The following is a 12413-nucleotide window of genomic DNA, read 5'->3' as shown; positions in this document are numbered from 1 at the left end:
CGCCGATGATGAGATCGAGCTGGAAATCCTCCATCGCCGGATAAAGGACCTCCTCGACCGCCGGGCTGAGACGATGGATCTCGTCGATGAACAGCACGTCGCGCTCTTCGAGATTGGTCAGCAGCGCGGCGAGATCGCCGGCCTTGGCGATGACCGGGCCCGAGGTGGCGCGGAAGCCGACGCCGAGCTCGCGCGCGACGATCTGCGCCAAGGTCGTCTTGCCGAGGCCGGGCGGGCCGTAGAGGAGCACGTGGTCGAGCGCCTCTCCGCGGCCGCGGGCGGCGTCGATGAACAGCCCGAGGTTTCCCTTCGCCTTCTCCTGCCCGACGTAGTCCGCCAGCGCGCGCGGTCGTAGCGTGGTCTCGAAGAGATCGTCTTCCGTTTTTTCACCAGTGATGATGCGGGTCATACCGTTTCCGTGGAGCTCGAAGTGGAGATCGAAGAGGACGCGTCAAGTTATAACAGTTGAAGGTAAAGGTCAAGCAGTCCCGTGCCGCGCGCGATGACGCCATCTGTTGGAGTTGACTGGCCTTCCCTAGTGATATATCGTGTCTTCAGGAATCCGGCGTGCCGGAAAAGGAGCAAAAGATGGAAATGGTCAAATTAGGAAAAAAGGGACAGGTATCGATACCTAAGTCGGTTCTCCAGCGGGTCGGTATCACTGGTGAGGCCCCCTTGTTAGTTGAAACAACCGACGATGGCGCCATTGTGTTGCGTCAGGCGGTGGTGTATCCGGTTGAGATTTATAGCGAGTCAAGGGTGAACGAATTCCTCGAAGAGGACTACCTCTCAGCTAGCCAGGAAGCGGAGGTAAAAGCGGTGCTTCAAAAGAAAAAGTCGCCGTGAAACTTTTTCTCGACGCTAACGTCATCTTCACTGCAGCTTATTCTCCCAATGGGGTGTCTGCCCGCCTCTTCGCGCTTGCCGAAGCTGGTTTTTGCTCCCTCTGTTCATCAGCCTATGCAATAGACGAAGCAAAGCGCAACCTGCTCCTGAAAACTCCCTCTAAGGTTTCCCACCTTTCTCACCTCTTGCCGTTTATCACCATCATTCCCGAACCTTCTAATCAGAGCTTTCAACATGCCATGAACTTTTCGCTGCCAGCTAAAGACGCGCCCATTATGGCAGCAGCCATTCTTTTTGCCGCAGATATTCTAGTGACCGGTGACACGCGCGATTTCGGGCACCTGTTCGGTAAGACTGTGGAAGGCGTGATAGTGTTAAGGCCTCGGGATGCTTTGGAACACTTGCTAAAGTCTCACCTTACTTCATAAGGATCTTCAGCGCCTGCTTGAGGATGGATTCGACGGTGGCGTCCTCGGTGATCTTGATCTCGCCGAGCGCCTTGTTGACCACCGACTCCTTGTACCCCAGGTTGACGAGGGCGGAGATCACGTCGTCGCGGATCTCGTGCTTGGCGACCACGGGCGCAGTGGCGGGCTCGGGTTGGGCCATGCCCAGTTTCTTCACCTTCTCCTTTAACTCCAACACCAGGCGCTCCGCGGTCTTTTTGCCGATGCCGGGGATGGCGGAGAGACGGGCTATGTTGCCGGCCAGCAGCGACTCTGCCAGCTCCGACGGTTCGCTGTTGGAGAGGATGCCGTTGGCTAGCTTGGGACCGACCCCGGACACCCCGATCAGCAACTGGAAGAGTTCTTTCTCCTGCTGCGTGCGGAAGCCGTACAGGTTGATGGCGTCTTCTTTCACGGCAGTGTGGATCTGGAGGGAGACCGCGGCTCCTTCGGCGGGGAGTGCGTAGTAGGTTGAGAAGGGGATCTGTACCCGGTAGCCGACGCCGTTGACGTCGAGGATGATGAAGTCCGGCGCCTTGTAGGCGAGCTTGCCGGTGAGAAGAGCGATCATGGAAACCTCTGAAACAGGGACTAGAAATTTGGGGCTAGTGGCTAAACATCTTGTGCCGCCAAAGCGGGTAGGGGGGCACCCGCCGGGAAGCGGGCGGCGTTATGCTCTCATCAGCCGGTTCATGCTGGCGGAGTGAGCATGGCAGATGGCGACGGCCAGCGCGTCCGAGGCGTCTTCCTGGGCCACTTCGGGAAGGTTCAGAAGCGCCTTGATCATCTGCTGGACCTGCACCTTTTCCGCCCGGCCGGTGCCGACCACCGCCTGCTTCACCTGGAGCGCCGTGTACTCGTGCACCGGCAGCCCGACACTGACCGCCGCCACGATGGCAGCGCCGCGGGCCTGCCCGAGCTTCAACGCGCTCTGTGCATTCTTGGCCAAGAACACGTTCTCCACCGCCACCGCGTCCGGTTGGTACTGGGCGATGATCGTGGAAAGGCCGCTGAAGATCTCTTCCAACCGCTGCGGGAACTCGTTGGATGCCTTGGTGAAGATGGCGCCGTTGTCGATGTGGATCAACCGGTTTCCCTGCTTGGAGATGAGGCCGTAGCCGGTTTTTCGCGAGCCTGGATCGATTCCCAGGATTATCATCAGAGGCCCCTCCTCAAACGACCCCATCCTCACCCTGTCCCTCCCCTTGAAGGGGAGGGAACGTAACCTGCTACGGAGGAGAGAGGGGAATGTGGTAATAAAAAAGCGGCAGCGGGAAGGCGATCTCTCACCTTTTCTCGCTGCCGCTTTTCTACCATCGCTTGAGCGCTTTGGCTACATCATTTTTTCCATCTCTTCTTCGGAGATGTCGAAGTTGGCGTACACGTTCTGGACGTCGTCGTTGTCTTCCAGGCGATCCATCAGTTTCAGCATTTGCTCGGCCTGCTTCCCTTCCAGCTTCACCATGGTCTGCGGGATCATGGTGACCTCGGCGGACTCCGCTTTGAAACCGGCGGACTCGAGGGCGGCCTTCACGTCGTTGAAGGCGGAGGGGTCGGTCAGCACCTCGAACTGCTCGCCTTCATCGGTCACGTCATCGGCGCCAGCCTCGATGGACGCTTCGAACAGCTTGTCGAAGTCGGTCGCTTTGGAGAACACCAGGAGACCTTTCTTGTCGAACAGCCAGGAGACGCAGCCTGCCTCGCCCATGTTGCCGTTGCACTTGCTGAAGGTGCTCCTGACGTCTGAAACGGTGCGGTTGCGGTTGTCGGTCATCACCTCGACCAGCACCGCGGTGCCGCCGGGACCGTACCCTTCGTAGGTGGTCTCCTCGTAGTTGACGCCTTCCAGCCCGCCGACCCCTTTCTTGATGGCGCGCTCGACGTTGTCCTTGGGCATGTTCTCTGCTTTTGCTTTATCGATAGCCGTTCTCAGGCGCGGGTTCCCGTCCGGGTCGGCGCCGCCCAGTTTAGCGGCAACAGTGATCTCTTTGATCAGCTTGGTAAAGACTTTGCCCCGCTTGGCATCGGCGGCGCCTTTCTTGTGCTTGATAGTACTCCATTTATTATGACCTGACATGGCTGCTTCCCCTCATCCAATGGTGATAATGAAAACGTCGAATACTAGCACGCATGAAAGAGTGTTGTAAAGTGGGAAAATGACTTTAAACTAGTACGCATTGTCTGCGAGCATGCGGACTTAGGCCTGCCAGGGGGCGTCACATGAACCGCTTTCACTATCCAATGATACGGATCGTTGTCGGCTTGCTGCTGATGGCCGCCGCCTCGTTCGGCTGCGCCACCGTCGAGCTGCACACCGAGGGAACGCCGCCGGTACTGGCACCGGACGAAGTGCTCCGCCCGTACGATAAGGTGGGGACCATCGAGGTGGGACGCACCCGGTACGGAGAGCCCGGAGAGCTCACCCCCGACGATTACCAGTGGGCATACACCGCCCTTCGCAACGAGGCGGCCGGGCTCAAGGCTGACGCCGTCATCTACCCCGAGGTGACCATCAAGCTGCACAAGTTCTTCTTCTATTCCACCACCGATATCAAGGCCAAGGGGATCGCCATCAAGTTCAGGTGAGCGAATACCTCAAGCCATCCTCAGCCGGTAACTTCCTTCCAACCACTATTCGAGACATTGCAAGCTCTCCCTCCCCCCACGGAGGAGGGTTGGGGTGAGGAGGCCGCGCATCTTCGTGGAGACTTCCCTCACCCCGGCCGTCTCCCGGAGGGCGAGGGAGAGTTGGCGAGAGAGGATTGAGTTGGTGCAACTTGCTACTTTCGCTGCCGTCACTCAAAAAGTCATTGATGACCCCGTCCATTTCTGAGATAGTGTCTTTTTTGTATACGTTGAGGAGAACCACCGTTCTTATTCTGTCTATCCAATCAAAGGGAGGCTAAAAGTATGAAGGCTGTAGTGATGGAAGGTTTTGGCGGGCTCGAGGTGCTGAAGGTCGGTGAAGTGGCGAAGCCTGCTCCGAAGGAAAACGAGGTTCTGATCAGGGTGCATGCCACCTCCATCAACCGTCCGGACTTGGTGCAGAGGGAAGGGAAGTATCCCCCCCCGCCGGGCGATTCCGAGATCCTCGGTCTGGAAGTGGCCGGTGTGGTCGAGGAAGTCGGTTCGGGTGTCAGCGGCTGGAAAGCGGGTGACCGGGTCATGACCCTGGTGGGTGGCGGCGGGTACGCCGAGTACGCGGTGGCCTATGCCAACCACCTGATGCCGATCCCGGAGTCGATGAGCTTCGAGGAAGCCGCCTGCGTCTGCGAGTCCTATATCACCGCCTTCCTCAACGTCTTCATGATCGGCGAACTGAAGGACGGCCAGACCGCCATCCTGCACGGTGGTGGTGGCGGGGTCAACACCGCGGCCATCCAGCTTGCCAAGGCGCTCACCCCCAACGCCAAGCTGATCGTCACCGCTTCCCCTGAGAAGATGGAGCGGGTGAAGGAACTGGGCGCCGACCTGGTCATCAACTTCAAGGAGACCCCTGACTTCTCCGAGATCGTCAAGGAGTTCACCAACAAGAAGGGTGTGGACGTCATCCTCGACCACGTGGGGGCCAAGTACCTGGCGCCCAACATGAACTCGCTGGGCTACAAGGGGCGGCTGGTCATCATCGGCGTCATCTCCGGCATCAAGGCCGAGCTCAACCTGGCGCTCATGATGGTCAAGCGCCAGCAGATCATAGGCTCCGTGCTGAGGTCCCGTCCGGTCTCCGAGAAGGGTGAGATCGTCGCCGAGTTCACCAGGCGCGCCCTCCCCAAATTCGCCGACCGCACCGTGGTGCCCATCATCGAGAAGGTGTTCCCGATGGACCAGGTGGTCGAGGCGCACGGCATGATGGAGCAGGACAAGCATTTCGGTAAGATCGTGCTGAAGACGGCGTAAGGGCTTCACGCTAAGGCGCCAAGAGCGCCAAGAATAGCAGAAGAAAAAACCCCATCTCAACGTCGCTTCCCTCTAAGGGAGCCATTCGTTGTGATGGGGTTTCATTTTTGGAGCCGGATAAAAGATTGGGAAGAGGCATCCGTTCGTGCTGAGCCTGTCGAAGTATGAACCCTAACTTCTTCCGGCTTGGAAAGCCGTAAGCGTTCCACTCCCTTCGACAGGCTCAGGGTGAACGGCTTTGACCTCATCCTCGCTCACCGCAGCCACTTCCCGGACTATTAAAGGCTCAGCTCCGCGTGGCCGTTGCAGAGCTTTTCGCGTTCGGCGATGACGTCGGCGTTCTCCAGGTAGTCGTCGAAGTTCATGTCGCGGTCGATGATGCCGTTCGGGGTGATCTCGATGATCCTGTTGGCCACGGTGGAGACGAACTGGTGGTCGTGGGAGGCGAACAGCACCACCTCGGTGTAGGAGATCAGCCCGTTGTTGAGGGCGGTGATCGATTCCAGGTCGAGGTGGTTGGTCGGCTCGTCCAGGATCAGTGCGTTGGCGCCGGACAGCATCATGCGCGACAGCATGCAGCGCACCCGCTCGCCCCCGGACAGCACCTTGGTCTTCTTGGTCGCCTCGTCACCGGAGAAGAGCATCCTGCCCAGAAAGCCGCGCGCGAAGCTCTCCCCTTCGGTGGGGGGCGAGTACTGGAGCAGCCACTCGATCAGGTTCAGGTCGTTCTGGAAGTATTCGCCGTTCTCCTTCGGGAAGTAGGCGCAGGTGATGGTGACCCCCCAGCGGAAGGTCCCCTCGTCCGGCTCCAGTTCGCCTGCCAGGATCTGGAACAGGGTGGTCTTGGCCAGCGAGTTCCCTCCCACGAAGGCGATCTTGTCACCCTTCCTGACGATGAGGTCGAGGTCCTTGAACATCTGCACCCCGTCCACCGCCTTGGAGAGCCCTTTCACCTCCAGGATGATGTCGCCGCAGGGGCGCTCCGGCTTGAAGACCACATAGGGGTACTTCCTGGAGGAGACCGGCATGTCCTCGATGGTCAGCTTTTCCAGGAGCTTCTTCCTGGAGGTCGCCTGCTTGGCCTTGGAGGCGTTGGAGCTGAAGCGCATGATGAATTCCTTCAGTTCGTTCGCCTTGTCGGTGACCTTGCGGTTCTCGTCCTGGCGCTGTTTCAGCTGCAGCTGGCTCGCCTGGTACCAGAAGTCGTAGTTGCCGACGTAGACCTGGATGCGGCTGAAGTCGATGTCGGCAATGTGGGTGCAGACCTGGTTCAGGAAGTGACGGTCGTGGGAGACCACGATCACCGTGTTCTGGAAGCGGTACAGGAAGTCCTCCAGCCAGCCGATCGATTTGAGGTCGAGGTGGTTGGTGGGCTCGTCCAAAAGGAGCACGTCCGGGTTGCCGAACAGGGCCTGTGCCAACAACACCCGCACCTTCTCGCCACCTTCCAGCTCCTTCATCAGCTTGCCGCGCAGCTCCTCCGGGATGCCCAGGCCGTTTAAGAGCACGGCCGCCTCGGCTTCCGCCTCGTAGCCGTTCATCTCGGCGAATTCCGCCTCCAGTTCGGCCGACCTGATGCCGTCCTCCTCGCTGAACTCCGGCTTCGAGTAGATGGCGTCCCGCTCGGCCATCACCTCGTACAGTCGCTTGTGTCCCATGATCACGGTGTTCAGCACGCTGTGCTCGTCGTAGGCGAACTGGTCCTGCTTCAGGACGGCAAGCCTTCCCTTGCCGATGGAGATCTCTCCCTTGTCCGCCTCGACCTCGCCGGAGAGGATCTTGAGGAAGGTGGACTTGCCGGCGCCGTTGGCACCGATCAGGCCGTAGCAGTTGCCAGGCAGGAACTTTATGTTGACGTCCTTGAAAAGCACCCTCTTCCCGTAGGAGAGGGTGACGTTTGATGCGCTGATCATCTAAACTTTGCTCCCTTTGCTGATAAATTAAAAAACCACAGGGTTGTTCCCTGTGGTCGATGAACCTCAAACTTATAGCATGTTAGGTTGCCATGCGGCAACAAAAACCGTCTTTTCCGCTCCACCTCCCGAAGGGGGGAGGCTAGGAGGGGGGAGCGCTGCCGGCTAGGGATGGGGCCTCGCCAGGATTGCAGCGACGGTTCCCCCTCCCTAGCCCTCCCCATTCGGGAGAGGGGATGTCGGCAACGCTTAGGGGCGAATAGCCATGCCGTCTCCGATTTCCCCTGCACAAAATGATTTATTTTCCGATAGTAATATGGCAAGGTGAATGCCTCGTCTAGAACGAGGTTCCACTCTACGCTGCGGAGATCGCATGAAGATAATCGACAAGATGACCCCGGGGAAACCCTTCATCTCCCTGGAGTTCTTCCCCCCCAAAGACAAGGCGGAATGGCCGAGCTTCTTCAAGGTGGTGGACCGTCTGGCCACTTTGGACCCGCTGTTCGCTTCGGTCACCTACGGGGCCGGCGGCAGCACCAAGGGGGATACCCTGGAGATCGTGACCCGCCTGAAGGAAGAGCACGGCCTGGAGGCGATGGCCCACTTGACCTGCATCGGAGCCTACCGCGGCGACCTGCAGTGCTTCCTCGATTCCCTGGTGGCAGCCGGCGTCAACAACGTGCTGGCGCTGCGCGGCGATCCTCCCCAGGACGCCCCTCCCGAATTCTCCGCCTGCCGCACGCTTTTACATGCCTCCGATCTCGCCTCCTTCATCAGGGAGGCTCATCCGGCCATGGGGATCGGTGTGGCAGGGTACCCGGAGACGCATCCCGAGGCGGTGGGCCCGGAAGAGGACCTCGCCTTCCTGAAGCTCAAGCTCGACAAGGGTGGCGACTTCGCCATCACCCAGCTTTTCTTCGACAACCAGCACTATTTCGATTTCGTCCGCCGGGCCCGCGCCATCGGCGTCGAAAAGCCGATTGTCCCCGGCATCTTGCCGGTAGTGAGCCTCAAGGTCATCCAGCGCATCATCTCCCTGTGCGGGGCGTCGCTTCCCGCGGCCTACCGTGCCCAACTGGAGGAGGCCGACCGGCAGGGTGGGGCGGCGGCCGTCCAGAAGCTCGGCATCGCCTTCGCCCGACGCCAAGCCGAGGAACTTTTGGAGCGCGGTGCGCCTGGTGTCCACATCTACACCCTGAACCGGGATGAGGCCATCCTGGAGCTGGTCGACGGACTGCTCTCCTAGCAAACCCCACTTCACATCTGCGGAAGGGATACCACATGCACCTGGTCCAGATCCTGCTGCCGCTTTACGACAACGACGGACAGCCGTTTCCTCACGAGTTCTACCTGCGGATCCGGGACGAACTCTCCGAGCGCTTCGGTGGCATCACCACCTACATGCGCTCCCCCGCCCGCGGGCTCTGGAAGGAGACCGATCACACCACGGTCCACGACGACATCGTGATCTACGAGGTGATGACGGCGGAGCTTGATCGCGACTGGTGGCAAAGCTACCGCGAGATGCTGGCCGCCGTCCTGCGCCAGGAATTGCTGATCGTGAGGGTGAGCGAGGTGGAACTGCTGTAGCGCATAAACCGGTGGAGAAAACGACAACGGGTCCGCATCTCGTACAAGTGAGATGTGGACCCGTTTTGCGTTTGCGGGGCTACTACTAATACCTTTCGAACATGGCGTCAGCAGCTTCCCGGTCATCGGATAGATCGAGATCCTGCCCCTGCGCCTTTTTCACGGCTGCTGCCGGCTGGCTGCTGCCGGCCCTGGTCAGCTGCTTGTGGCGATTGGCTCCTTCGCCGCTGGCCCGCTTGGCAACCATCACCTGCCTGGTCGTCTTCAGTCCGGAGTTGCCGGTATTGAAGAAGTCGATGGCGATCTGCAACTGCTCCGCCTGTCCGGACAGTTCTTCCGCGGTGGAGGCCATCTCTTCCGACGATCCGGCGTTGCTCTGGATCACCTGGTCGAGCTGCTGGATCGCCTTGTTGATCTGCTCGGCGCCGGTATCCTGCTCGCGGCACGCCGTACTGATCTCCTGCACCAGTTCCGCCGTACGCTGAATGTCCGGCACCATCTTGGCAAGCAGATCCCCGGCCTTTTCTGCGACCTCCACGCTGCTGGAGGAGAGTTCGCTGATCTCGGCGGCAGCCTTCTGGCTCCGCTCGGCGAGTTTTCGCACCTCCGAAGCGACCACCGCGAATCCCTTGCCGTGCTCCCCGGCGCGGGCCGCCTCGATCGCCGCGTTCAGCGCCAACAGGTTGGTCTGCCGGGCGATCTCCTCGATGATGGTGATCTTGCCGGCGATCTCCTTCATCGCCGTGACCGTCTGCTGGACTGCGCTTCCCCCCTCCCGCGCGTCCTGCGCCGACTTGGTGGCCATCTTCTCTGTCTGCAGGGCGTTGTCCGCGTTCTGCCTGATGTTGGAACTCATCTCCTCCATCGACGAGGATGCTTCCTCGGCAGCCGCTGCCTGCTCGGTTGCGCCCTGCGACAACTCCTCGGCGCCGGAGGAAAGCTGTTGGCTGCCGCTTGCCACGTTGTCGGAGGCGCTTTTCACTTCTCCTACCACCTCCCTGAGCTTCTCCACCATTACGCTGAGAGCCACCGCCAGCTGTCCAACCTCGTCTTTCTGGTCAAGGTCGATGCTCTGGGTCAGGTCGCCGCCGGCCACCGCTTCGGCAAGCTCCACGCCGCGCCGCAACGGCACGCTGATCATCCTGGAGATGACGAAACCAAGCACCAGCCCGAGCACGACGCCGCCGACCAGCAGGGAGATCATCAAGGTCAGGCTTTCCGAGTAGGTCTTGGCGTTCTCCTCCGATGCGTCCTTGGCGTTGCCTTCCTTCGTTTTGGAAAGTTCCGTCAGCAGGTCGTCGACCAGGTTGATCTTGGTCCTCCCCTCGCCGAAGGAAAGGGCAACCGACTGCTTCTGGTCATTCAGCTTTTCGCGGTTCCCGACATCCATGATGGCGTCGTGCACCTTCAGCCACTCTGCATTGGCTCCCTCCAGCTTCTTGAACAGCTCTTTCCCTTTATCCGTGTGGAAGAGCGGCTTGGCCTTTTCCAACTCCTCGTTGTACATGGCGCGGTACTTCTTTTCGCGCTCGAGGTTTGTCTGCCGTTGCTCGGCCGTGGTGGAGAGCAGGAAGTTCTTTTCCGCCCTGGCAATGTAGAGGAGATCTATGTTGGCCTCCTTGATGTGCGAGATTCCGAGGAGCTCATTTCGGTACATGCTGTCGGACTTCCCATTGATGGTTCCCATGTTCCTGATGCCGATGATCCCAATGATGGCGGTGATCAGGGAAACCACGATGAAAGACGTGATGAGCTTGGTGCCCACCTTGAGATCGTAAAACCACTTCATTTTCAGCCTCCGTACAAGATGATCTGTTTCTGCTGGCGCAGGCCGTCAGCTCCCAACCTTATCGACGCTTCCGGCGGGCACTGCAAAAGAGAAGAATTATAAATAGCCAATTGTGAGTCATGCGGGGTGAGGGCGGGAGGATTTTTGCAACGCAGGGTGTGCGAGGAGAAAGGAAAGTGGAGAGGGCGGGTGGAGTGTGGAGGGCCAGAGACCAGAGGAGGTCGGTCAGACAGGCCAGACAGGTCAGACAGGAGAACCGCCGAGGGGAGCATACGCAAGCGTGATAACAAGAAAGGGCTGTGGCCGCCTCTGGCCTCAGCCCTTTCAACAGCCGGGGGAGCTGCGCGAGATAACTCAGGCGGCCTCGAACTTGTAACCGACGCCGTAGATGGAGTGGATCAGTTCCTGGTCGGGGGCTGCTGCCGCGATCTTCTTGCGCAGCTTCTTGATGTGGCTGTCGATGGTCCGGTCGCTCACGATCCGCTGGTCCGAGTAGATGCGGTCCATGAGCTGCGTCCTCGAGTAGATGCGGCCGGCGTTTTGGTGGAGGAAGTGCAGGAGCTTGAACTCTACGGCGGTGAGGTCGAGATCGTGGCCGTTCAGGACCGCCATGAACTTATCGGGATCGAGCGTGAGCCCGCCGGAGTTGGCAGGCTGGTGCTCGACGGTGCGCCGCAGCACAGTCTTCACGCGCGCCACCACCTCGCGCGGGCTGAACGGCTTGCAGATGTAGTCGTCGGCTCCCAGTTCCAGCCCGAGCAGGCGGTCGATCTCCTCGACCCTGGCGGTGATCATGATGATGGGGACCTGGGAGAAGCTGCGGATCTCCTTGCAGATCTCCAGGCCGTCCCGGTTGGGGAGCATAAGGTCGAGCAGGATCAGATCAGGCATCCGCTCCCTCACCTGGGGCAGCACCTGGTTGCCGTCCGCCAGCCAGGCGGTCTCGAATCCCGACTGCCTGAGATAATCCCCCAAAATGCTTGCCAGTTTTTCCTCATCCTCGACGATCAGTACGGTTGCGTTCATGTCCAGTTCCCCGTCAGCGGCAGTTCGATCCTGATCAGTACGCCGCCCTTTTGCGAAGGAAGCGCGGCAATGCTCCCTTCATGTGCCTCCACGATGTTCTTGCAAATGGCCAGTCCCAGCCCCGCTCCGCCCGTGGCGCGATTGCGCGAGCTCTCCACGCGGAAGAGGCGGTCGAAAAGCTTCTCCAGGTCCTCCATGGGAACTCCCGGCGCGCTGTCCTCGAACTCGACCACCGCCAGCTCCCCCTTTTTCTCGAGCCGGACCAGGAGCTCGCCGCCGGCGTCCGTGTATTTCAGGGCGTTGTCCAGCAGGTTGTCGAACAGCTGCTGCAGCCGGCCGGGGTCAGCGAATATGGGAAGCTCGCCGCGCAGGCCGAACGACTTTTTCAGCGCGATCCCCTTCTGGGCGAACTCCGGCTGGAAGGAGACGAGTTCCTGGTTGAGCATCTCGAAAAGGTCGAAGACGCTCTTCTTGTAGGTGAGGGCGCCGATGTCGGTGAGGGAAATCTGGTAGAGGTCGTCCACCAGGCGCCCCAGGTGCATGACCTCGGCGTGCAGGGAACGCATGGAGTCGGGCCCCGGCTCCCGCACGCCGTCCTGGATCGCCTCGATCTCACCCCTCAGGATGGCGAGCGGGGTGCGCAGTTCGTGGGAGATGTCGGCCACCCACCGGCGGCGCGCCTGCTCGTTTTTCTCCAGGGAGAGCGCCAGGGTGTTGAAGTCGCGCCCCAACTGGCCCAGCTCGTCTTCCGGCCCCACCGGTACCCGGGTGTCGAACTCGCCCCCCGCAAGCTTGTGCATGGAGGCGGCCAGCTTGCGGATGGGGAACACCAGCCGGTTGGCAAGCGGCAGCGAAATGGCCGCCGAGACCAGCAGCATGACCCCGGCGATCAGCAGCAGGGCCACG

Annotated in this window: 14 protein-coding genes; 6 read left to right on the top strand and 8 right to left on the bottom strand. The window is 60.2% G+C overall.

The features are described 5' to 3' along the window. Nucleotides 1–409: AAA family ATPase (locus VJ604_RS14930; protein WP_324083849.1), on the bottom strand; the 409-nt coding region annotated here is incomplete at its 3' end. A gap of 179 nt (nucleotides 410–588) precedes the next feature. Between VJ604_RS14930 and VJ604_RS14925 the strand changes: the two genes are divergently transcribed. Together VJ604_RS14925 and VJ604_RS14920 are read left to right on the top strand one after the other, a co-directional pair. Next, the gene (locus VJ604_RS14925) at nucleotides 589–846 is read left to right on the top strand and encodes an AbrB/MazE/SpoVT family DNA-binding domain-containing protein (RefSeq protein ID WP_324083846.1); all 258 of its coding nucleotides are present in this window, start codon (nucleotides 589–591) and stop codon (nucleotides 844–846) included. Continuing rightward, nucleotides 843–1274 (top strand): PIN domain-containing protein, encoded by a 432-nt coding sequence (locus VJ604_RS14920; protein WP_324083843.1) that lies wholly within the window; start codon nucleotides 843–845, stop codon nucleotides 1272–1274. Before VJ604_RS14925 ends, VJ604_RS14920 begins: the two co-directional genes overlap by 4 nt. Here VJ604_RS14920 and ruvA read toward each other — a convergent pair. The 3 genes from ruvA to VJ604_RS14905 all read right to left on the bottom strand — a co-directional run bounded on the left by ruvA (nucleotide 1264) and on the right by VJ604_RS14905 (nucleotide 3369). Continuing rightward, nucleotides 1264–1863: a Holliday junction branch migration protein RuvA gene (gene ruvA / locus VJ604_RS14915; RefSeq protein ID WP_324083841.1), complete on the bottom strand. Its 600-nt coding sequence runs from the start codon at nucleotides 1861–1863 to the stop codon at nucleotides 1264–1266. The genes VJ604_RS14920 and ruvA overlap by 11 nt on opposite strands. Nucleotides 1864–1962: 99 nt before the next feature. After that, nucleotides 1963–2451 (bottom strand): crossover junction endodeoxyribonuclease RuvC, encoded by a 489-nt coding sequence (ruvC, locus tag VJ604_RS14910; protein ID WP_324083839.1) that lies wholly within the window; start codon nucleotides 2449–2451, stop codon nucleotides 1963–1965. Nucleotides 2452–2625: 174 nt separating this feature from the next. Continuing rightward, entirely contained in the window at nucleotides 2626–3369 is a 744-nt protein-coding gene (locus VJ604_RS14905; protein ID WP_324083838.1) for a YebC/PmpR family DNA-binding transcriptional regulator, read from the bottom strand. A 164-nt stretch (nucleotides 3370–3533) separates the two neighbouring features. Between VJ604_RS14905 and VJ604_RS14900 the strand changes: the two genes are divergently transcribed. Both VJ604_RS14900 and VJ604_RS14895 read left to right on the top strand, forming a co-directional pair. Continuing rightward, complete coding sequence (locus VJ604_RS14900) at nucleotides 3534–3878, top strand: hypothetical protein (protein WP_324083836.1); 345 nt, start codon at nucleotides 3534–3536, stop codon at nucleotides 3876–3878. Nucleotides 3879–4202: 324 nt separating this feature from the next. Then, the gene (locus VJ604_RS14895; protein ID WP_324083834.1) at nucleotides 4203–5189 is read left to right on the top strand and encodes an NAD(P)H-quinone oxidoreductase; all 987 of its coding nucleotides are present in this window, start codon (nucleotides 4203–4205) and stop codon (nucleotides 5187–5189) included. 278 nt (nucleotides 5190–5467) lie between these two features. Here VJ604_RS14895 and VJ604_RS14890 read toward each other — a convergent pair whose 3' ends face one another. Further along, nucleotides 5468–7102, bottom strand: coding sequence for an ABC-F family ATP-binding cassette domain-containing protein (locus tag VJ604_RS14890; RefSeq protein ID WP_324083832.1), 1635 nt, complete (start codon nucleotides 7100–7102; stop codon nucleotides 5468–5470). Between the two features lie 373 nt (nucleotides 7103–7475). Between VJ604_RS14890 and VJ604_RS14885 the strand changes: the two genes are divergently transcribed. Together VJ604_RS14885 and VJ604_RS14880 are read left to right on the top strand one after the other, a co-directional pair. Next, a complete protein-coding gene (locus VJ604_RS14885) occupies nucleotides 7476–8348 on the top strand; it encodes a methylenetetrahydrofolate reductase (protein WP_324083830.1) in 873 nt (290 codons plus the stop codon). A gap of 35 nt (nucleotides 8349–8383) precedes the next feature. After that, the gene (locus tag VJ604_RS14880) at nucleotides 8384–8692 is read left to right on the top strand and encodes a hypothetical protein (protein WP_324083828.1); all 309 of its coding nucleotides are present in this window, start codon (nucleotides 8384–8386) and stop codon (nucleotides 8690–8692) included. Between the two features lie 85 nt (nucleotides 8693–8777). Here the strand turns inward: VJ604_RS14880 and VJ604_RS14875 are convergent, their stop codons facing one another. The 3 genes from VJ604_RS14875 to VJ604_RS14865 all read right to left on the bottom strand — a co-directional run. After that, nucleotides 8778–10481, bottom strand: coding sequence for a methyl-accepting chemotaxis protein (locus VJ604_RS14875; protein WP_324083826.1), 1704 nt, complete (start codon nucleotides 10479–10481; stop codon nucleotides 8778–8780). 354 nt (nucleotides 10482–10835) lie between these two features. After that, nucleotides 10836–11507, bottom strand: a complete 672-nt coding sequence (locus VJ604_RS14870; RefSeq protein WP_324083825.1) for a response regulator — start codon at nucleotides 11505–11507, stop codon at nucleotides 10836–10838. Then, the coding region (locus VJ604_RS14865) for an ATP-binding protein (RefSeq protein WP_324083822.1) at nucleotides 11504–12413 on the bottom strand (910 nt) is incomplete at its 5' end. The genes VJ604_RS14870 and VJ604_RS14865, both read right to left, overlap by 4 nt.

Origin of the sequence: Geomonas sp. (assembly GCF_035254065.1) — a bacterium.
In the GTDB taxonomy this organism is placed as follows: domain Bacteria; phylum Desulfobacterota; class Desulfuromonadia; order Geobacterales; family Geobacteraceae; genus Geomonas.
Note: the sequence above shows the minus strand (reverse complement) of the source record. Positions and strands in the feature narration are given on the sequence as shown.

What these genes read in the sequence shown, in the direction of transcription:
- VJ604_RS14870 (WP_324083825.1), bottom strand. Translation starts at nt 11,507, where the DNA reads ATGAACGCAACCGTACTGATCGTCGAGGATGAGGAAAAACTGGCAAGC.
- VJ604_RS14880 (WP_324083828.1), top strand. Translation starts at nt 8,384, where the DNA reads ATGCACCTGGTCCAGATCCTGCTGCCGCTTTACGACAACGACGGACAG.
- VJ604_RS14890 (WP_324083832.1), bottom strand. Translation starts at nt 7,102, where the DNA reads ATGATCAGCGCATCAAACGTCACCCTCTCCTACGGGAAGAGGGTGCTT.
- VJ604_RS14905 (WP_324083838.1), bottom strand. Translation starts at nt 3,369, where the DNA reads ATGTCAGGTCATAATAAATGGAGTACTATCAAGCACAAGAAAGGCGCC.
- VJ604_RS14875 (WP_324083826.1), bottom strand. Translation starts at nt 10,481, where the DNA reads ATGAAGTGGTTTTACGATCTCAAGGTGGGCACCAAGCTCATCACGTCT.
- VJ604_RS14900 (WP_324083836.1), top strand. Translation starts at nt 3,534, where the DNA reads ATGATACGGATCGTTGTCGGCTTGCTGCTGATGGCCGCCGCCTCGTTC.
- VJ604_RS14895 (WP_324083834.1), top strand. Translation starts at nt 4,203, where the DNA reads ATGAAGGCTGTAGTGATGGAAGGTTTTGGCGGGCTCGAGGTGCTGAAG.
- ruvC (WP_324083839.1), bottom strand. Translation starts at nt 2,451, where the DNA reads ATGATAATCCTGGGAATCGATCCAGGCTCGCGAAAAACCGGCTACGGC.
- VJ604_RS14925 (WP_324083846.1), top strand. Translation starts at nt 589, where the DNA reads ATGGAAATGGTCAAATTAGGAAAAAAGGGACAGGTATCGATACCTAAG.
- VJ604_RS14885 (WP_324083830.1), top strand. Translation starts at nt 7,476, where the DNA reads ATGAAGATAATCGACAAGATGACCCCGGGGAAACCCTTCATCTCCCTG.
- ruvA (WP_324083841.1), bottom strand. Translation starts at nt 1,863, where the DNA reads ATGATCGCTCTTCTCACCGGCAAGCTCGCCTACAAGGCGCCGGACTTC.